At 49.3% G+C, this 20221-nt stretch carries 13 protein-coding genes; 3 read left to right on the forward strand and 10 right to left on the reverse strand.

The window, feature by feature from the left end:
* Nucleotide 1: 1 nt before the first annotated feature.
* Complete coding sequence (locus BFC17_RS11760) at nt 2-1687, reverse strand: diguanylate cyclase (protein ID WP_070176679.1); 1686 nt, start codon at nt 1685-1687, stop codon at nt 2-4.
* Nucleotide 1688: 1 nt separating this feature from the next.
* Nucleotides 1689-3131, reverse strand: a complete 1443-nt coding sequence (locus BFC17_RS11765; RefSeq protein WP_139142064.1) for a bifunctional metallophosphatase/5'-nucleotidase — start codon at nt 3129-3131, stop codon at nt 1689-1691.
* A 223-nt stretch (nt 3132-3354) separates the two neighbouring features.
* Between BFC17_RS11765 and arfB the strand changes: the two genes are divergently transcribed.
* The gene (gene arfB / locus BFC17_RS11770) at nt 3355-3768 is read left to right on the forward strand and encodes an alternative ribosome rescue aminoacyl-tRNA hydrolase ArfB (protein WP_070176680.1); all 414 of its coding nucleotides are present in this window, start codon (nt 3355-3357) and stop codon (nt 3766-3768) included.
* Between the two features lie 29 nt (nt 3769-3797).
* On the opposite strand, the gene BFC17_RS11775 is transcribed toward arfB, so the two are convergent.
* Entirely contained in the window at nt 3798-6224 is a 2427-nt protein-coding gene (locus tag BFC17_RS11775; protein WP_070176681.1) for a TonB-dependent receptor domain-containing protein, read from the reverse strand.
* A 2304-nt stretch (nt 6225-8528) separates the two neighbouring features.
* Nucleotides 8529-10553 carry a HAMP domain-containing methyl-accepting chemotaxis protein gene (locus BFC17_RS11780; protein WP_070176682.1) on the reverse strand — a complete coding sequence of 675 codons (2025 nt, stop codon included), beginning with the start codon at nt 10551-10553 and terminating at the stop codon, nt 8529-8531.
* A 394-nt stretch (nt 10554-10947) separates the two neighbouring features.
* On the opposite strand from BFC17_RS11780, the gene BFC17_RS11785 reads away from it, so the two are divergent.
* On the forward strand, nt 10948-12030 hold the full coding sequence (locus tag BFC17_RS11785) for an AraC family transcriptional regulator (protein WP_070176683.1): 1083 nt from the start codon (nt 10948-10950) through the stop codon (nt 12028-12030).
* A gap of 77 nt (nt 12031-12107) precedes the next feature.
* Nucleotides 12108-13385: a serine hydrolase domain-containing protein gene (locus BFC17_RS11790; RefSeq protein ID WP_070176684.1), complete on the forward strand. Its 1278-nt coding sequence runs from the start codon at nt 12108-12110 to the stop codon at nt 13383-13385.
* Nucleotides 13386-13401: 16 nt separating this feature from the next.
* Here BFC17_RS11790 and BFC17_RS11795 read toward each other — a convergent pair whose 3' ends face one another.
* From BFC17_RS11795 to BFC17_RS11820, 6 genes are read right to left on the reverse strand one after another with little or no spacing between them, the layout of a single operon-like run.
* Nucleotides 13402-14208, reverse strand: coding sequence for a symmetrical bis(5'-nucleosyl)-tetraphosphatase (locus tag BFC17_RS11795; protein WP_070176685.1), 807 nt, complete (start codon nt 14206-14208; stop codon nt 13402-13404).
* Nucleotides 14209-14210: 2 nt separating this feature from the next.
* Nucleotides 14211-14609 (reverse strand): Co2+/Mg2+ efflux protein ApaG, encoded by a 399-nt coding sequence (apaG, locus tag BFC17_RS11800; protein WP_070176686.1) that lies wholly within the window; start codon nt 14607-14609, stop codon nt 14211-14213.
* Nucleotides 14590-15402, reverse strand: a complete 813-nt coding sequence (gene rsmA / locus BFC17_RS11805; protein ID WP_070176687.1) for a 16S rRNA (adenine(1518)-N(6)/adenine(1519)-N(6))-dimethyltransferase RsmA — start codon at nt 15400-15402, stop codon at nt 14590-14592. The genes apaG and rsmA overlap by 20 nt, the downstream gene beginning before the upstream one ends.
* A complete protein-coding gene (pdxA, locus tag BFC17_RS11810) occupies nt 15399-16382 on the reverse strand; it encodes a 4-hydroxythreonine-4-phosphate dehydrogenase PdxA (protein WP_070176688.1) in 984 nt (327 codons plus the stop codon). Before pdxA ends, rsmA begins: the two co-directional genes overlap by 4 nt.
* Before the next feature lie 16 nt (nt 16383-16398).
* The gene (gene surA / locus BFC17_RS11815) at nt 16399-17682 is read right to left on the reverse strand and encodes a peptidylprolyl isomerase SurA (protein ID WP_070176689.1); all 1284 of its coding nucleotides are present in this window, start codon (nt 17680-17682) and stop codon (nt 16399-16401) included.
* Between the two features lie 44 nt (nt 17683-17726).
* Entirely contained in the window at nt 17727-19946 is a 2220-nt protein-coding gene (locus tag BFC17_RS11820) for an LPS-assembly protein LptD (RefSeq protein WP_373287164.1), read from the reverse strand.
* Nucleotides 19947-20221 lie beyond the last annotated feature (275 nt).

Raw genomic sequence — 20221 nt, forward strand, 5'->3', positions numbered from 1 at the left:
GCTACTCGTCCATATCCTCTTCAGCATTATACTTATACCAACGATTCCGACCGGTGCGTTTGGCTTTATACAGGGCTTTGTCGGCTTCTTCTATTGAAGGCAGGGCAAGATAGTCCTGCTGAATATAACCCACAGATATGCCTACACTGACGGTAACGTGGTCAGCCACGCCGCTGAAATCATGGGGAAGCTGGGCATTTTTAAAACACATCAAAATAGCATTGGATACCGTGATGGCGCCTTGTTCATCCGTGTCGGGCAGTAGCACCGCAAATTCCTCACCACCGTAGCGGGCCAGCACATCGGTTTTGCGTGGCAGCTGACTTTTAATGAGGTTAGCCACTTTTTTCAGGCAGATGTCCCCCTGACTGTGCCCATAGTTATCGTTGTATTGCTTAAAGAAATCCACATCGATTAATAGTATCGACAGCGGCCATCGCTGGCGTGTCGCCACGTTAAGTGCCTGCTTGTAGTAGTCATCAAAGGCCCGGCGATTGGCTACGCCGGTTAAGGCATCACGCAGGCTCATTTCCTGTAGCGATGCTTTTTGTAATTCGATGGTGTGAGCAAAGCGCTCAAAGCTCAGTGCCAGTTCGGCAATTTCATCTTTACCACTGATGCTGATTTGATTGGCATTACCCGTTGAGCGTTGGAGTACCTGATTCTTGAGTGATTTAAGACGGCTAACGATGACCCGCTGAATAAAGATGGCAAACCCAATATAAACTAACAACACCATCACAAACAGGAAGCTGGCTTGTCGCACCTGTTGCTCGACTTCCTGAGACGTTTGTGTTGCCCTGCTCAGGACAGACTGGTTTAACTGGTGAGATTCAAACTCATTTAAGCGGGCGTAATCGGCAATCAGATTGCGGACAAAATTACTTCGTCCCTGAACCCGGCCCTGAATTTTTAACTGCAACTGACGTTGATTTATCAAACCATGTCCGGGATGTAATACGGTATCAGACAAAGCGGCAATCGCTAATTGTGCTGCCTCCTGCTGGTTTGCCGGTAAGTTGTCAGACAGAAGCGACAGGGTTTCAAAGGAACGGTTTAACTCTGCTTGTTTGTCGCGGATCTGGCTTAAGCGATCGATAGTGATGAGCTCAGACGACATAAACAGCATACGGGAAAATAATAGCAACCAGTCTTTGGATACCTGACTATTGAGAGGCGCTGCCATGTCCAGATTAATCTGGCGTTGTAACTGATACAGCATTTTATGCTGCTGCTCTATCTGGGTGTTAGTGGCAATTTTTTGCTGTACCAGGCGATTCAGCGCCGATAGCTCGCGCTCAACCGAACTGATTTGTGAAATCACATACTGGGTGTGCTGGTACGCCATGGAGGTCTTTTGTAAACCTTCCAGCTGGTTGGCAATGGCGTTGGTGGCAATCCTGCGCATCGCCTCAGAATCGGCCATGGACAACTGCTCGGTAATGCTAAGCAGTAAATTCATCTGGGAATAAAGCTTTCCTGACTGAATAACACTGGGCAGCGATTCGTCCATCATTGAGTCGAGGGATTTTTCGAAGGCGGTTAGTTTTGAATAGGTAGAATAGGCCAGTATGGTGACAACGATGATTAACGCCACCAGGCTCATATTGACGATGCCCGCCAGAGAATATAGCTGCTGTGAAAAAAAGCGCTTTTTACTGGTAAGGTGTTCTGCGGCAGAATTCATATCAGTTGCCCTTGCCTGAAATGAACATCAGGCGGCCACTGGTACTGGCCGCAAGCGATGTATGCCGGCGTAATACGCTGATTACGATGTCAGCAATTAATGGCGTGACCTGCTGGCTGAAAGGCACTTCAATGCCCCGCTTGAGGCTCTCGTAGCCGTCGCCACCGCTGGCCAGATAGTCTGTTGTTGCCAGGGTGTAATAACGACCGGGCTGCACAGGCTGGCCATTTATCAGCAGCTTTTCAATGCGTTGGCCCGGAGGCGCTGAGAGCAATACTTCACAAGTCATACCTGATATGTGCGGAAAGCGTCCGGACGCATCTTCAACACGGCTGACACCATTTTCTAAAGCGGCTTTTAAATCAGCCCCGGTGATTTTCATTACCCGAATATGATTGCGAAAAGGGATTTCGCTGGAAATATCCTCACGGGTCAGTATATGGCCCTTTTCATAAGTCCGGTCGCCGCGTATGCCGCCACCGTTGAACAGAGCGACATCGGTGTGGCTGGCCTCTCGCAGGGCATCACTGACCAAATTACCAAAGCCGTTTTCGCCAGTACGCACGGCGCTTCTGGTGGTATCCATGGGGGTTGTGAGTAACGTTACCTGCTCGCTTAACAAAGCTTTAATACGGGTATCATAAGCCGTTACCTGGGCAGCAATGTCGTCGTCTTCCGGATAGTCGCTGAGTGGCACCATGGTGATGTTAAAAGCTGCCTGTTGCGGCTGGTTTTGTGGCCACTGAATCGTTATCCGGGCAGCGGTTGCATCTTCGGTAACGATCACATAATTGCTCACTGGTTGCTCATCGGAAGCAATGGGGCGTTCGTAATGCGGATCATTACGTAGCACCAAATCCACAACGCCGTCCTTTAACAGCTTATTGACAAAGGTCAGCTCGTCAGAAATCATCAGAATGACCAATTCTGCGCCTTGTTCTCGCAGCGCCCGCGCCTGATTGATGATGTCTTCGTACGGCGGCTCTATACGGAGTCTTTGCAACAGATATTCTTCGGAGGCGGCGTTATCTATAACCGTTAGAATACCCACGCGGGTATTGCCTTTTGAGAGCAAGAGTTGCTGCTCGGTGCCATCGAGTCCATGGCCGGTGAGGGGATCGATGGCGTTACTTAAAATGAGTGGGAATGCAGCCTCATAGGCGCGTAAAGAAAGCTCATCCTCGAAATAACTGAATTCCCGTTTTGCTACTCCCATGGCGTCGGGTTCAATGCTGTTGAGAATGTCGATAACATGAGCGCCGCGATCAAAAGACGACAACATGCTCGGGGCCAGACTGCCGCCACCAAACAGAAACAATGATGGCTGTTGTTCAGCCCTGATTTCGGACACCAGTGTGGCCAGATTAGCATAACTGCCGTAGGGAGGATTCTTGATGAGCGGCAGTTCCGCCGTATACAGCAGGGTAAGCTGTTTTGATTGCACCGTCCCTGTAAACAGCAGTGTAATTATGACGCATAAACCGCCTAAAATTTTTAAGCTTCGCAACACCTTAAGCTTACCTCGTGTGGCTACTCCGATTAGCAATTATTATCCTACCATTGTTATATTTACGGCGGGAGTTAAAATGCGAAATACGCTAAAAACTCTTGGTAAAATCTGAGCGAACAATAACAATTCTGACCCTGATGCGGATATATCACTCAATATGATTGAAATTTCACCTAACCTGTTTATTGCCGATACTGAAGTTGACCTTCAGGCCATTCGTGCACAAGGCAGTGGCGGCCAAAATGTTAATAAAGTCAGTAGTGCTATTCATTTACGCTTTGATATCTCTGCGTCTTCGTTACCCGACAACGTTAAAGAAAAGCTGCTCAGGTGCAATGACAGCCGGGTTAACAGCGACGGCATCATGATTATTAAAGCGCAGCAGTTTCGTACCCAGGAGCAAAATCGTGAAGATGCCATTGCCCGGCTGGTGGAATGGATCAAAGAGAACACCAAAGTACTGAAAAAGCGCCGCGCGACCCGAGTCAGCAAAGCTGTTAAAGCGCGCCGTAAAGACGCTAAACAGGCGCAGAGTCAGCGTAAACAGGACCGGCAAAAAATTCGCTGGTAAGCGGCTGACGCCGGCCTGAATAAAACGGCTTAAAAGCTATAGCTGATACCAAGCTTTGCCGTTGTGCCACTGTATAAGTTGTTGACCACCCGTTTTTGTTCACGCAAATGCGCACGGTCCGGGTAGTCCAGCACATTGTTGAGGCTAAATTTGGCACTCAGGTGTGGATTAAAGCGCCAGCTGAATGATTGGTTCCACATCAGTACTTTTTCGCGGATCGTGTCCTGACGAACATCCGGGCCAACATCGTCCAGCGCTTCACTCTGCCAGGCGAACGCCGTGGTGTACTGCCACTGGTTATTTTTCAGTAGTAAGTTAACCATAACACGGTGACGGGCCCTTTCTGGCATGGCAATGGTGCGATCCAGCAAGTTGGCTTCAGTATCAGAGTAAGTGTAGGACGCTTTAATATCGATAAGATCCAGCCCTGTGTTAGAGAACCGCTGTGCCCAATAACTCTGAAGCCCCTGGATATAACCATCTTTACCGTTTTCTACCCGGGTAACATCATAAAGGATACCTTCGAGTTCTTCGGTCACCCGTGAGTCGTAGAAGAAATTTTCAATGTCATTGTAGTAAACACCCGCATAAAGCTTACCAACCGAATCGCGCTGATATTCCACTCCCGCGTAGAAGTTTTGGATGGTGGTAGGTTCCAGATCCGGCGAGCCTTCAGTAATGGTGCGGGTAGGCGGATTTATCCGGCGATAGCGAACGGTGTCAAAGTATTGTGGACGCATTAACTGTTCAAAATAGGTAAATTTCAAACGGGTTGATGGGGTTAACTGATAGCGTAATTCCACAGCAGGCATAAAGTGATGATAACTATTCCCTCCTTCCACAAAGGCGGCATCGAAATGGCTAAAGTCTTCTTCGATGGTTTGTCCGGCAATGTTAACGGCGGTAATGGCATCACCCAGTTCAGTAATCCCGGCTTCTACCGGGCCACTTACCGCGCCACGGGTTGCGGTTTCGGTATGCTCAAAGCGCAAACCTACACGCCAGAACCAGGACTCCCGTTGCTGGTAAGCATCGATATAGGCCGAGCTTACCGTTTCTTCACTGGTATAAATATCCTGAATTGACTCCAGAAACGACTGTGCAGGGTTAAAATAAAATTGCGAGGCATTCGAAGCCAGGTAAGGTTCGCCAAGCAGCAAGTCCATACCCGCAGGAATAGTGGTGCGGCCATCCATTATGGTGACATTCTGATTGCCGCCAACCACCTCTGTCAGATTAAAACGATCCTCCGTTGACGTATAAACACTACGGTAGTTTTCGTTATTCCGTTCTTTGTTACGCCAGATAATGCCGCTGCCCAGCCACACCGGGTGTGCACTGAAGGTTAACTTCTGGCTCCAGTCTGTGACAAACGCGTAATCCGTGTCGGTCGTGGTGGTGAGGGTTGGCCGGTAGTTGGCAAACCATGACTGGCTGATATCAAACACATCCGCATTATTCACCGTAGTTTGAGGCAGATAGGGATTGGCAATATCGTACTGAGCATCGATACCCTGATCGACAAAGTTCCAGGGCAGCCACAGGCGTTCATTGACCCACCGACTGTAATATAAGCCTAGTTCAAGGGCGGTATCGGCATCTTCAAAATTGAACTCCAGCCGGTGACGGTTTATATCCCGGGCTGTTTCCATACGATGGAAATAACGGCGGATACGACTATCAACCATGCTGACATCACGCAGGGTAGAGCCATCATCATCCAGCGTCGCGCTATTCAGGGTACCGGCACCAATCTGATACTCAAGCCGGTTGCGGGTGGCGATATCATCGTAGTTGGTGAGTAAGCCTTCATAACTTATATAGCTATTGCCTGAAATAATGTAATCGGCACGCCACTGCATGTTAAAGCTGGTGGTGTCGAAATGATCTTGACTATAGCGCGGAAAGCCCAGCAACAGAGCCGGCTGGTCGGAAACTTCAGGGGCGTTAAAAGCAACCCAGCGAGCCTCGTAAAAATCGACTTTGCGCTCCAGCGTATTTTTCTGGGCTCTTAATTGCAGACGCAGTGCATCAAAACTTTTAGCCAGTTTAATACTGCCGCCGGGACGATAAACTTCGGCGACATCCTGATAACTTAGATTAGCCTCGATTGAAGCATCGGCAGCACCTTCTTTACCCAATGGAAGACGGAATTGACCACGAAAATCGACGCCTTCAGCATCTGACAGCGCACCAAAGAAACTGCCCGGAGAAGTGTTGCCCTGATATTCAGACGCAATCGGGTTGCGTTTTAACAGGATCCGATCCCGCTCTCTGGCGCTTTGATTGGTAGCATCATCTGCTGCTTTGGCGGTGGGCGCAGTGGTGGTTTGTGCATTCACCATACAAGGTGCGGTAAACATAACTGTGGCGAGTGTAACAGAGAGTCGCAGTAAACTTTGCGATGTACCGACTGCCTTAAGACCGGTTTGGTCTTTCCGGATATCACTAAACATCTAATTCCCTTCAACGAAGAATAACAATAAAAAATTAACGGTGATTTTCAGGCAATAGGTACTTAACAAGTCATGTGGCCGGTGGTTGATAGTCATTATTTGTCACCGGCTGGTCTTATTCTGCTCTTGTATAAATATGGCAGATTAAAAGACGATTCGTGGCAGCTTTTTTATTGTTATAGCGCTCTTGCCACGGCACTTGTTAGCGGCGTAAAGGTAGCTATAAATACCGTTTAACACGAGCCGAATAGGACCAGAAGACCATGAATAGCGTTCAACGGAGAGGGGGATTGTGTAAATTATACGATCGTATAAGGTCTGTTCGTGATTCCCGCTAACAAAAATATACCGTCACCGCCACAATCAGAAATATACAGTCATCCCCGGAATCAAAATATACCGTCATCCCCGCATGCTCTAAGCGGGGATCGCCTGAACAGGCTGGCGGGTTGTTATTTTAAGCCCACGATATCATGCAAGGGGGTTCCGGTCTTCGCAGAGCGAAACCGGGATGGCGAGAACTTATTAGCGATTCCTACTTATTCAGACATACCAAGAATACAACCCCAATCCGTAGTGAGTTAGTTGATTTATCAGGTGATGTCTAAACAACCTGCTTTTTATTTGGTTCTTTGTATCGCGAAATACTGGGGCCGGGCAGATTAAGTAAAAGCGTAGAGGCGTCACGGAAGACGGCTCCGGCCAGCGCGGGCAGGATGCCCGCTCTGGCCGATAGGTTATACCTGTCCGGCCTCAGTATGCTTCTTCGCGATTAAAGAACTGGCAGGAGTCCAGAGGGGAGCCATCTCCCCTCTGGGTGCAGTCGGCACCCCGACAAGATGTGAAGTAAACGGGTATAATTTGATGTCCACACCAAAGCGGCAAAACAACCTCAATCCGTCATCCCCGCATGCTTTAAGCGGGGATCTCCTGAACAGGCTGGCGGGATGTTATTTTATACCCACGAAATCATGCAAGGAGGTCCCGGTCTTCGCAGAGCGAAACCGGGATGGCGAGAAATTATTAGCGATTCCTACTTATTCAGACATACCGAGAATACAACCTCATTCCGTAGTGAGTTAGTTGATTTATCAGGTGATGTCTAAACAACCGGCTTTTTATTTGGTTCTTTGTATCGCGAAATACTGAGACCGGGCAGATTAAGTAAAAGCGTAGAGGCGTCACGGACGACGGCTCCGGCCAGCGCGGGCAGGACGCCCGCTCTGGCCGATAGGTTTTACCTGTCCGGCCTCAGTATGTTCCTTCGCGATTAAAGAACTGGCAGGAGTCCAGAGGGGAGCCATCTCCCCTCTGGGTGCAGTCGGCACCCCGACAAGATGTGAAGTAAACGGGTATAATTTGATGTCCACACCAAAGCGGCAAAACAACCTCAATCCATCATTCCTGCAATCAAAAATATACCGTCATCCCCGCACGCTTTAAGCGGGGATCGCCTGAACAGGTTGGCGGGTTGTTATTTTAAGCCCAAGATATAATGCAAGGGGGTCCCGGTCTTCGCAGAGCGAAACCGGGATGGCGAGAACTTATTAGCGATTCCTACTTATTCAGACATACCAAGAATACAACCCCAATCCGTAGTGAGTTAGTTGATTTATCAGGTGATGTCTAAACAACCTGCTTTTTATTTGGTTCTTTGTATCGCGAAATACTGGGGCCGGGCAGATTAAGTAAAAGCGTAGAGGCGTCACGGAAGACGGCTCCGGCCAGCGCGGGCAGGACGCCCGCTCTGGCCGATAGGTTATACCTGTCCGGCCTCAGTATGCTCCTTTGCGATTAAAGAACTGGCAGGAGTCCAGAGGGGAGCCATCTCCCCTCTGGGTGCAGTCGGCACCCCGACAAGATGTGAAGTAAACGGGTATAATTTGATGTCCACACTAAAGCGGCAAAACAACCTTAATCCATCATTCCTGCAATCAAAAATATACCGTCATCCCCGCATGCTTTAAGCGGGGATCACCTAAGCAAGCTGGGTGTTATTTTAAGCCTTCGAAATCATACAAGGAAATCCCGGACAGGTTCTACGAACCTTCCGGGATGTAAAAAACACGAAGGTGTTTGGATTAGTCAGGCTGTTAAGGAGATCCCGGATAACACCTTTGGTGTTTCCGGGATATAAAAACGCTTTGGCGTTAGGGGGAGTTAGCCTTTTAGAGAGATCCCGGACAGGTTCTACGAACCTTCCGGGATATAAAAAACACGAAGGTGTTTGGAGTAGTCAGGCTGTTAAGGAGATCCCGGATAACACCTTTGGTGTTTCCGGGATATAAAAACGCTTTGGCGTTTTTATACCTTAAACTGGCGGATTGAGCTTTGCAGTTCTTCTGCCAGCCTTGCTACCTCTTCACTGGAATCAGACGTTTGCTGTGCGCCGACAGTCGTTTCTTCGGCGATACCTACAATGGTTTCCAGCTTCTCGCTGATATCCTGGGATACCAGATTCTGTTCGCGGGCAGATTGTTCAATCTGACTGCTTACATCATGAGCGCGTTTTACCGCTTGTGAAATAATATCCAGGGCCTGGGTAGCTAGCTCGGTTTGTTCCACACATTTCGCCGTCTGTTGCTTACCCTGATCCATTACCGCAACGGCCCGTTCTGCCCCTTCCTGTAAAACCGCAATCATGGCGTTTATTTCCTGAGTCGATTCCTGGGTGCGACTGGCAAGTGTTCTTACTTCATCTGCCACTACCGCAAAGCCGCGGCCTTGCTCACCGGCGCGGGCTGCCTCGATGGCGGCGTTCAGTGCCAGCAGGTTGGTTTGATCGGCAATACCGCGAATTACGTCAAGGATGCTGCCAATGCTGGCGCTGTCCTGATGCAGTTTATGAATCACTTGCGCGGCATCTTCAACGTCGCGGGCCAGTACTTCGATAGTGGCTTTATTTTCTAAGGAGATATCGCGCACTTTATGTGACTCTTCATCAGCGTGACGAATTTCCAGCAGCGTATCTTCGGCATTTTGCGAAACCATCTGTGATGTAGAATGCATCTGGGTAGTAGCGGTTGCCACCAGACCAATCTGGGTTTTCTGATCTTCAATAGAACGGGTGGTCTGAGTGGTGACAGCAGAGGTTTGTTCAGAAGCCGCAGCGAGCTGCTCGGCGCGAATGTTAATACCGCGGATGAGCTCTTTCAGGCTCGAGATAAGCTTATTACAGTTAGCCGCTAACTGGCCAAACTCATCCTGACTGGAATCATCCAGATTGTGGGTCAGGTCACCTGATGAGGCGATATTGAGCAAATCGTTAACTTTTTTCAGCGGTATGGTGATGGCATTAACGGTTCTGAAACCGGTGAAAAATGCCAGCAGTAGCGAACCTGCTACAATCACCACAACCAGGGTGGTGCCAAAGCTAACGTTACTGTTTACCTGATTTTCCAAGGATTTTACTTTGGTATTGGTCAGGTTCAGCAGTTTTTCTAAATCCGCGACAGCGTTAGCTGCGAGCGTTTCAGACTGACCAAGCGCTTGTTCAGTCTGATTACGTAATTCCAGGCGGGACACATGTAACTGCACCACGCCATCACTGCCGGTTACAGCGTCGATGGCATCAGCCACCAAGGTTTCTACTTCTTCCAGCGTGCCGGAGGTATCCTGTCCTTTGGCGGCGCTTAACATGGCGTTGAGTTGTTCTTTAATGGCATCAACGGCAAACTGCACCTCATTACCCAGGGTGTCGGCGCGCACCAGCGTCTGGGTTTTTATGTAATCTGAGGTAACGGTAATAAGCGTTAGCAGACGGGTCTCTAACTCACCGCCAAGCTCAGAGGCACGGCGCAGACTGGCGTTACTTTGAACCTCGCTTAAGTCACTGAAGTCCAGCAACAGCATAGACGCGTCGTCGGCATTATCTTCTACATCGGCGAGTCTGTCCTGCACGTTATTGCGGCGGGTCAGATACTGGTTATGACTGCTATACAAACCATTTACCGTAGCTTGGTACTCTTTGGAAATGCCATTGACGTTTTGCAGTGCTGAGCTCAATTCCGGATCGTTTTGAACGGTGGCTGCCAGGCTTTTATAAGTATCTGCAAACTTCTGACTTGCCTCGTTAAACTGGTTTTGTTTTTCCTGAACCGTGCTGAGTTCATCGGACACATAGGCTTCAAACACCAGGCGGCCCATGTTTAAAAATGACGCCTTAAGGGTGTTACTGCCAATAACAGTAGGTACTGCAACAGTATTGACTTCGCCCACATCGTTTTGCAGCGAGCGCAGGTTAAAGAGAGAAACTAAACTGATGATCACCAGCAATACGCTGATGGTCACGAAACCAAGGATGATTCGTGCCTTTACCGTTAAATTCATTATTGCTCCCAGAGCTTTATTATAATTTTGCTGTTCCAAACCCAGGTGAACTGCGGTGGTTTAGAAGTCTGGTTTTAACTGGTTACCTTTATCTTGCTTGTGCTGTATGCTCTTTCGCGTCCCCCGAAATAAGCAAGGCAACCGGTTAGATGTTTAGCAGTTGTTAACTGCGCCTGTAGTTATACCAATCTTTTGATTATGGTACAAAAGTATTAGTCTTGTTTTTGCTGTTTTTGTAGGCAAATTTGATAAAGGGCAAAAAGTCCGTTGCTTGCCCGCCAGAGGCGGTAAACGAAGTGAAGCGGCGCAACACTCTGCTAGTTTTGTTTTTTCGCAAAACTCAGAGACACTAATCACGACACAGTTAAAGGTACAGGACCGAAAATAGCGCAAAATGGATTTTATGATTCAACTCTCAGGTATCCAGCTGCTGGATTTGTTCTTTCGCTTTGCGGCAGCCGGTCAGTTACTGATAATGGCCGTTTTTATGTTTGCATCGGCAAGGATCAGGTTTGCCCGCGGCAAAGCGGCACTGGTGGTGTGTCTGGCGGCTTATGTGTTGTTAACGGCGCCCATTCAGGATGCGGCGTTTGGCTGGTTTCGCCCACCGCTGCTATTGCTGACCGATTTAACTTCTTATGCGCTGCTTCTGCTGTACTGGCAGGCCGTCCACGGGGTTAATTTGTGGCACAAGCTAATTGCACCGGCTAAATTTTTGGCCATCGGCTGGTTTGCCTGGTTGAGCGTGTTTTTTCTCGGCTTAAAAGGGCATGGGCCATTTCATGATATCCATCATGTCATCACGTTTTTAATTATTCTGGTGATACTGGCAGACGCCGCCATGGGCTACCGGGATGATTTGGTCGAAAAACGCCGGTCCACCCGGGCACTCACCATTACGGTACTCCTTAGCGACATGCTATTTTTAACCTTGCTGGAAGTCACCGACAGTGGTTTGCGGGATCACTGGTTGTTCAGCTTTTGCAATGCGGCGCTGTTATTTTTGCTGGCCGCTGCGGCGTTTTTCATGTTGATAAAGCAAGAACGTCAGCTTGCTTTAACCTCTTCAACAGTCGGTGATAAGCAAAACCCGTTGGTCCAATCAAAACCCACTGATAATGTTGCGCAAACCACGCTGTCCCCCGCTGTTAACGAGCTAAAAACAGTAATGGCTGCGGGGCTCTACACCCAGAATGATTTGAATATTGGTAAGCTGGCCAAAGCCCTCAAGTTACCTGAGCACCAGTTGCGGGGACTTATTAATCAGGAGTTGGGGTTTGATAACTTTTCTCATTTTGTCAGTAGTTATCGGCTGGATGCCGTTTGCGAAAAACTGCAGGACCCGGCGTTAAGGCAGATACCTATATTAACGCTGGCGTTGGAGTCAGGGTTTAACTCCGTTGCTTCTTTTAACCGGATCTTTAAACGAGCCAAGGGCGTTACGCCGTCAGATTATCGTGCTCAATTTCAAAACTGAGCAGCTTTTTTTGTTTTTGAGAAGAGTTTTCTCACGCTTTTTCATAACGTTAAGAAAATTTAATTGTTGGAAAAGCCATGAAAAAATACCTGCTTATCTTGCTGGCGGCCATTGTGTGGCTGCTGGGTTATCTGCTCACACCGGCCTATCAGTTTTTAGCCCATACGGGTAACGCACCTATGCCGTGGTGGGGATTTGTCACCATTCCTGATGATATTCCCCAGCGCCAACAGGTCTATAATACCCATTACCAATTGGCCGGAGAGGGCTCACTGGCCCTGTTGTCTGCTCATCGTCAGGCTATTAATACACCAGGCATTTCCGCTGCGGTGGCGGTGGATGGTGAGGTTGTCTGGAGCGGAAGTGCTGGCTGGGCGGATATTAAAACCCGCCAACCGGTAACCGAACACACTCAGTTCAGAATTGGCAGTACTTCAAAAATACTGACAGCCACGCTGCTTGCCCGCATGGTGCAGGAAAACCTGGTTAGTGTAGATAACACCTTAACCGAGCTTGAGCTACCGTTGGGCAACAGCAAGGACAAAGCCCTATGGTCACAAATAACGCTCAGACAGCTGGCATCACATACTTCGGGAATGCCCCATTATAAAGACAATACCGAGCGCCAGGGATTGTATAAAAGTATGGCGCTTAACAGCAGTTACACCGATGTCATGGATGCCTACGCCCTGTTTGATGACTCTGATTTATTGTTTGCACCGGGGACGGATTTTAGCTATTCGAGCCTGGGTACGGTCGCGCTGAGTGCAGCGTTGCAACAGGTCGGCAAGCAGCCATTTCAAACATTGATGGCGCAAAAGGTATTGCAACCGCTGGGTCTTACGCATACCAGTCCTTCTTCGGTGCAGGCCCATTACGAACAACACAGTGCCAGTCTGGCTACATTTTACTGGCGCGAGGATGAAACCAGGCCAGTGGTCAGGCCCTGGAGAACCGTTGATCTCAGTCATCGTCTGGCGGGGGGCGGATTTATTTCGACCTCTGAGGATCTGGTCAGGCTGGGCGCCGGGGTGCTGGATGAGCAATTTCTCAGCGCTGCAATTAGGTCAGAATTCTGGACGCCTCAGCGGCTTAACGACGGCTCTGTCAACGAGCAGAACTACGCACTTGGCTGGCGCGTGCATAACTATGATTTTGGTGAGGACATTGGCGAGTTGAAATATGCCCATCATGGCGGCGTATCGCGGGGCGCGCAGAGCTGGTTAATGGTTATACCGGGCTATAACATGGCAGTAGCCGTTAACATCAATGCTAAAACAGCGGCTTTCTGGGATTTTGCTGAAGTCGCAATCCCTATTGCCAGTGAGTTTATCCGGCAGCGCCAGATGATGTGAACCAGAGCGCCTGCTATCAGGCGTTAATGGCTATTCGCAGATCGGACTCTTTATGCCACAGTGTCAGCGCATTACCCCAAACGTAACCGGTGTCTAACGCAACAAACTGTGACGAGCCGGTTTTACCCAGCAATGCGGCCCAATGACCAAACAATATTCTCTCATCGGCCTGAAGCTTTTTATTGCTTATAGCAAACCACGGGCGCAATGAATTGGGCGCTTCAGAAGGTGCACACTTTATAGTCAGGTTGAGTGCCATGGAAGAGCGAACATAACGCATTCTGGTTGTGGCATTAATAATAAAGCGCTGGCGGCGGACATTTTTTAATTTGTCGTTCCATTTTGGCGGGCCATCGTCGTACATGTTCTCCAGCACCTGACGCCATCTTAAACCGGTTAAAGCCTGATTGATTTCATTGCTATAAGTTAGCAACTGCTGAGTCGACCAGTCGGGGTAAAGCCCTGCATGCACCATAATATGCTTTTCGTCTATGGCATGTGCCAGTGGCCACTGGCGCAGCCAGTCTACTATTTCGGGTAGCTCAGGAGCATCCAGCAGGGGTTGCAGGTTATCGTTGCGCTTGGCTTTTTTAATACCTTGTGATACCGCCAAAAAATGCAAATCATGATTGCCCAGCACGCTGTAAAAGCTGCTGCCCAAACTACGAAGATAGCGGATGGTACTCAGAGAGTCCTCGCCGCGGGCAATTAAATCTCCCACGGCATATAAAGTATCCCGTCCGGGTTCAAAGCCTACTTTCTCGAGTAAGCTTCGAAGCCCGGCGTAACATCCCTGAATGTCGCCGATTACGTAGGTAGACATGATCAGTTGATAATGTTGGGTAAGGCCAGACGAAAGGGGTCAATGGGCACCCGGAACACGTCACCATCAGCTGTTTTCATATCATAGTAGCCTTGCATGGTGCCAACTTCCGTATCAATCACCGACCCACTGGTGTACTGAAAGCTTTCGCCGGGTTCGATAGTAGGTTGTTTGCCTACCACACCTTCACCGCTGACTTCTGTTTGCTTGCCATTAGCATCAGTAACCAACCAGTAACGGTGGGTTAGCTTAACGGCAAAAGTGTTGTGATTAATCACGGTAATCTGATAAGCGAAGGCAAACTTATCACTGTCAGAAGGTAAGTGTTCTGGTAAATGCCGGGTGACTACTCTTACGGTAACCAAATCGGCCGGATTGTGTTCAGTCTTCGGTGCTGTCATGCTTACTCACCCAATTTGCTATAGTGGCAAAATCTTCAAGCGACAGTGTCTCGGCCCGACGGGTTGCGTCCAGCCCCAGTGCTTCTAACTGCGTCTCGTCAATGCAGTCTTTAAGACTGTTACGAATCGTCTTTCTGCGTTGATTAAACGCCATTGTGCAGACACGTTCAAGCATTTTTACATCAGTAACTTCAACCACAGGGGCAGGGTGAGGTGTCAGACGAACGACTGCCGATTCAACCTTTGGCGGCGGAACGAAAGCGCCCGGTGGCACATTGAGTACGGGTTGAACCTTACAGTAGTACTGCGCCATTACTGATAAACGGCCGTAGTTTTTATTCCCGGGCGCGGCAGCAAGGCGGTTAACCACCTCTTTTTGTAACATAAAGTGCATGTCAGCAATGCTGCCTGCATGACTGAACAAGTGAAACATAATCGGGGTGGAAATATTATAAGGAAGGTTACCAAAAACCCTTAACGGTGCGCCGGGTTTGGCCAACTCATTAAAGTCGACCGTGAGTGCGTCCTGTTCAATAATCGTAAGTTTACTGCCGTGGAAAGGGTGGTGACGCAGGCGTTTGGCCAGATCCCGGTCCAGCTCAACAACTGTCAGAGCATTAACCCGTTCACAAACGGGATCGGTAAGGGCACCCAGTCCCGGACCGATTTCCACCAGGTTTTCGCCGTCCTGCGGATTGATCGCATCAACGATCTGCTCAATAACAAAAGTATCGTTTAAAAAGTTTTGGCCAAACCGCTTACGGGCGGTGTGGCCTAAATGGGTTTTATTCATTGTTGATGGTGTGCCAGTTCTATTGCTTTATTCATTGCTTTGGTAAAACTCCCGCTGTCTGCCTGGCCTTTACCGGCCAGATCCAGAGCCGTACCGTGGTCAACTGAGGTGCGAATAAACGGCAGACCAAGGGTGATATTTACCGACGCACCAAATCCTTTGTATTTTAGCACGGGTAATCCCTGATCGTGGTACATTGCCAGCACCACATCAGCGTCTTCCAGGTATTTAGGCTGAAATATGGTATCGGCAGGCAGGGGACCCGTCAGGTGAATACCTTCGGCCCTGAGCTCTTCCAGGGCGGGTGTAATGGTTTCGATTTCTTCACGGCCAATGTGGCCATCTTCACCGGCATGAGGATTCAGGCCGCAAACGTAGATATGCGGTTGAGAAATATTGAATTTAAGCTTCAGGTCGGTATGAATAATATGGATAACTTTGTGCAGACGCTCACGGGTAATCGCTCTGGACACATACTCCAGTGGAATATGGGTGGTTGCCAGCGCCACATTAAGGCCTTCGGTCGCCAGTAACATTACCACGTCTATAGTGTTCGACTGATGAGCAAAGAATTCGGTATGACCGCTGAATGAAATACCGGCTTTGTTAATAATGCCTTTATTTACCGGACCGGTTACTACCGCATCAAAATCGCCTTCTATGTTGGCCTGACAGGCCTGACGCAGAGTTTCTACTACATAGTGGCCATTATCACTGTTAAGTACGCCCGCTTCCACCGGCACAGCGGTGGGAATGGCCTGAATGTACAACTCGCCTTTTGCTAACAGGCGGTTTTCCCCCGGGGTGTAGGGGATTAATGTCAATGGCATGTTCAGCGCTGCGGCACGATCCAGCATCATGGTTTCGTCAGCAAAAATAACCAGCTGCGCCGGCCACTCCTGCTGGGCCAGTTCGATGACCAGATCCGGGCCAATGCCGGCGGGTTCGCCGGGCGTTACAGCAATTTTAAGCGGTGTCATGGGTAAGACCTTAAGATTATTTGCTCAGGACTTCGATATAAGCCGAATCGCGCATTTCGCGTAACCAGTTCTCGCTTTCTTCGGTAAATTTACGGTTAAACAGAAGCTGGTAGGCTTTATCTTCCTTGCGTTGTTCCGTTGCGTCGTCGATACGTCGCTCAAGCAGTTGCATTAAATGCCAACCGTGTTGGGTGCGAACAGGATCACTGTACTCCCCGGGCTCTAAATTAGCCAGTGCTTGTTTAAATTCAGGAACGTAAATGTTCGGGTCTGCCCAGCCCAGATCGCCGCCACGCAAGGCCGAACCGGGATCCGCAGAGTGTTCTTTCGCAAGTTCGGCAAAGTCTGCCTCGCCGGCAATCACCTGCGCTTTAAATTCTTCGAGCATCTTTCTGGCGCGATCTTCACTTAAAATAATCGACGGCTGAATCAGAATATGGCGGGCGTGAACTTCTTCTACTTCTACCACTTCAATGCCGCGGGTATCGAGAATTTTCAGGATGTGGAAACCCGCACCACTGCGGATTGGACCGATAATATCTCCCTTACGCTTGCCCTGAACCGCTTCGGCAAACAGGGTTGGCATGGCGTTAATGTTCATCCAACCCATGTTACCGCCGTCCAGTGCTTCAGAACCGGATGACGCTGCAATCGCAATGCGTGAAAACTCAGAGCCTTCGTCAAGCAGCTTCATAACCTTATCGGCACGCTCACGGGCATCGGCAACATCGGTATCGGTTGTTTCTGGCGGAAAACCAATCAGAATGTGGCCCAGTTCATATTCAGCCTGAGCAGAACCCTGTTGTTCGATAAGATCCATCAGGTTATCGATTTCCTGTTGGGTGATATAAATACGGCGGCGAACATTGGCACGACGTACCTCGCCCATGATGATTTCTTCGCGCACCTGCTCACGGTAATCGTTATAGGCAATGCCCTGACCAGCCAGCTCAGTTCGCAGTTGCTCAACCGTGGCATTTTCACCGGCGGCAATATTTGCAATCGTTTGATCAAGCTGTGGATCGCTGACCCGGATACCCATTTTTTCGGCCATTTGTAGTTGCAGACTTTTCAGGATCAGTCGCTCGATAGCCTGGGTGCGTAAGGCTTCGTCAGACGGCAAACGCTGGTTTTTGGCGGCAGCGTCGGCTTTAACCTCATCTACCAGGGTCCGGACTTCACTTTCCAGAACTACCCCCTGATCGACAATAACAGCCACTTTATCGAGTAGCTCAGTTTGGGCCAGGACGGGTAAACTCATTACCAGACTTAAAAACAAACCCCGAATAAAATACTTCATAAACTCTCTTGCTTGTTGTTAATACTGCCAGATTAGCGGCGCATTTAATTTAACACGTAAGGTTGTCGGTAACCGAACATACCTTCTTCGAGCATTGCCCGATTCGACCGGGATGAACCGATCCCCTTAAAGATAAATGTCAGACCAATACTGGAGTCAAACTCATCAGTATTTTGCTGACCTGTGACATCGTAACGGTTGGTCAGGTTCCGTTGGGCTACCACTCTTATTGCCCAACAACAGGATTCATACTGTACCCCAAAATAGTTTTCGATGCTTCTGTCGCGCTCCAAATCACGGTAAGAGCGGCCGACCACCTGCCAGTTCTGTGAAATCGGCCAGCTGGCAGATAAACCAATCTGATCAATGGTTTCGCCCGATAAATCCCTGACAAAGCGATGGCTCAGCTGCACCAGACTCTTTGCATCCAAACGGTATTCAAGAGCCAGACCACTGCGTTCGACCTTGTCGTTATCGGTGGCAATCTGAATAGCTGAGTGCACAAACCAACTGTCGTCAAAGCGCCAGTCCAGTTCACCGGCCAGGGCCGAGCGATTGCGATCGTCAACCGAAGTCGTCACTTTGGAGTCTGACAAGTAGAATATCTGACCCAGACTCACGACAAATTGTTCCCGGTTGGCACTATCAATTATGCGCGAGGTCACACCAAGGGTAATCTGGTCGTTATCACTGATGCGATCCAATCCGGTGAATTCCTGACCGCGAAACAGCCCGTTTACATCGTTAAGCAGTGCGGTGGTATCGTATAACCCAATGCTGGACTGATCCTCATAAGAGGTATACAGATACTGCACTTTGGGTTCAAAAGTAATGGTGACATCATTACCCAGCAACTGATCGTTTTTCTCAAAATACAGGGTGCTGAACAACCGGCCCTGATAAAGCGTCCGGTTTACCTCTTCTTCCAGCTCAGTTCCCACAACGTTGGTTTGCTTGTAATAAGTATTCATTGCCGTCAGCTCGGCGGTGACCTCGCCCCAGTAGCGTTGATAAGGAATCGCGATTGTAGGGGCCAGGTGCCAGCGTAAAGCTTCAGGATTATTGTCCTGGGCGTTATCAAAATAAGCCAGTTCCGAGTCAATCATTACTGACAGGTAACTTGCTAAATCGCTACGCCACTGCAACTTTGCCTCTGGCAGGGCACGGTAAATGGCGTCAAAGTCGCCCAGCGTATCAAAATCTCGCAGATACAGGCTCATATCCAGCGACGGACTAAAGTAGTCCATGCCGATAGTGCGGTTAATGGTGGTATCGGAGCGGTTGTAATAATCGGAACCCAAATCCACGATATAGTTGTTGTCGCTGATACCATTTAAATCGATGTTTAGCTGCCAGTTTTCAGACAGTCTGCCGTGATGCTGATAGCGATAAAAGTAGCGGTTTTCATCGTCTGAAAGACGGGTATCTTTGTCCAGATATTCCACATTTACCTGACCGTTAGAGCTTTGGGTCAGATAGCGAAATTCGGTCTTTAACTGTAAACCACGATTGGTCATCAGGCGGGGTGAAATGGTCATATCGTAGTTAGGTGCCATGTTCCAGTAAAACGGTTGTTCGTAATCTACCCCGGTAGAACTGGAACTGCCGATAACCGGAAACAGCAAACCGGTCTGGCGCTGATTACTCACCGGGAAAGCAAAATAAGGTAAATACAAAACCGGCACGCCACCTACGTAAAACCGTGTATTGCGCGCTTCACCCAGGGTATCGCCTGGTTCAATACTGATTTCAGAGGCGACCAGTCGCCAGTCCTGCTGATCCAGCGGACAGGTAGTAAAGCTAACGTCTTTTAACGAAATACCCTGTTCGGCACCAATATCAATTTCACCGGCGGCACCGTGGCCGACAAAACCGGTTAACTGATACTGGGTGTTTTGCAGTTTAAGGATTTGTTGCTGGGAGTCCACCGACAGCAGGTCGCTGCTAACGCTCAGGGCAGGGCTGTCATAGCGTACGCCACCACTGGCAGACATCGCCCGGCCGTTATCAGTTACCTCAGCGCTTTTCGCGTGAATCACGGCGCTGTCGGTCACGATATCGACATTGCCTTTAAAGCTGGCAAACTGATTTTCAACAATTTCAGCAGAATCTGCGGTCACCTGGACCTGTTTTTTTTGCAATAGCTGGTTGCTGTCAAATGGCGCAGGTGCAGCGACACACAGGGCATCACTGGCCGCTGCCTGGGCAAAAGCCGGGGCAGACAGGCCGCAAGTCCCCGCCGCAATCAGGCAAGATAAGGCAATACGTTGTGGCAATCGGCGTGTCGCCAGTATCCTATGCTGTACCTGATATTCGCATTGTTGATGCGCCTTAGCAGGTTGTGTATTTTTTGACAGCAAATTATTGTTCTCGGTGCTTCTAAGGGTTCGCTGGCTGGTCGATGCTGCCAGCGCTATTCTGATCAGGCGCTAATTCTATGCACTTCGCCGCCAATTACCAACAGCAGACCTGAAAAAAAACGAAAAATTCATAACTTATCCCCATTTATTTGCGCTGAGCACCAGAGAGCGACGGCTTC

This window comes from Marisediminitalea lipolytica (assembly GCF_001758465.1).
Taxonomy (GTDB): Bacteria; Pseudomonadota; Gammaproteobacteria; order Enterobacterales; family Alteromonadaceae; genus Alteromonas; species Alteromonas lipolytica.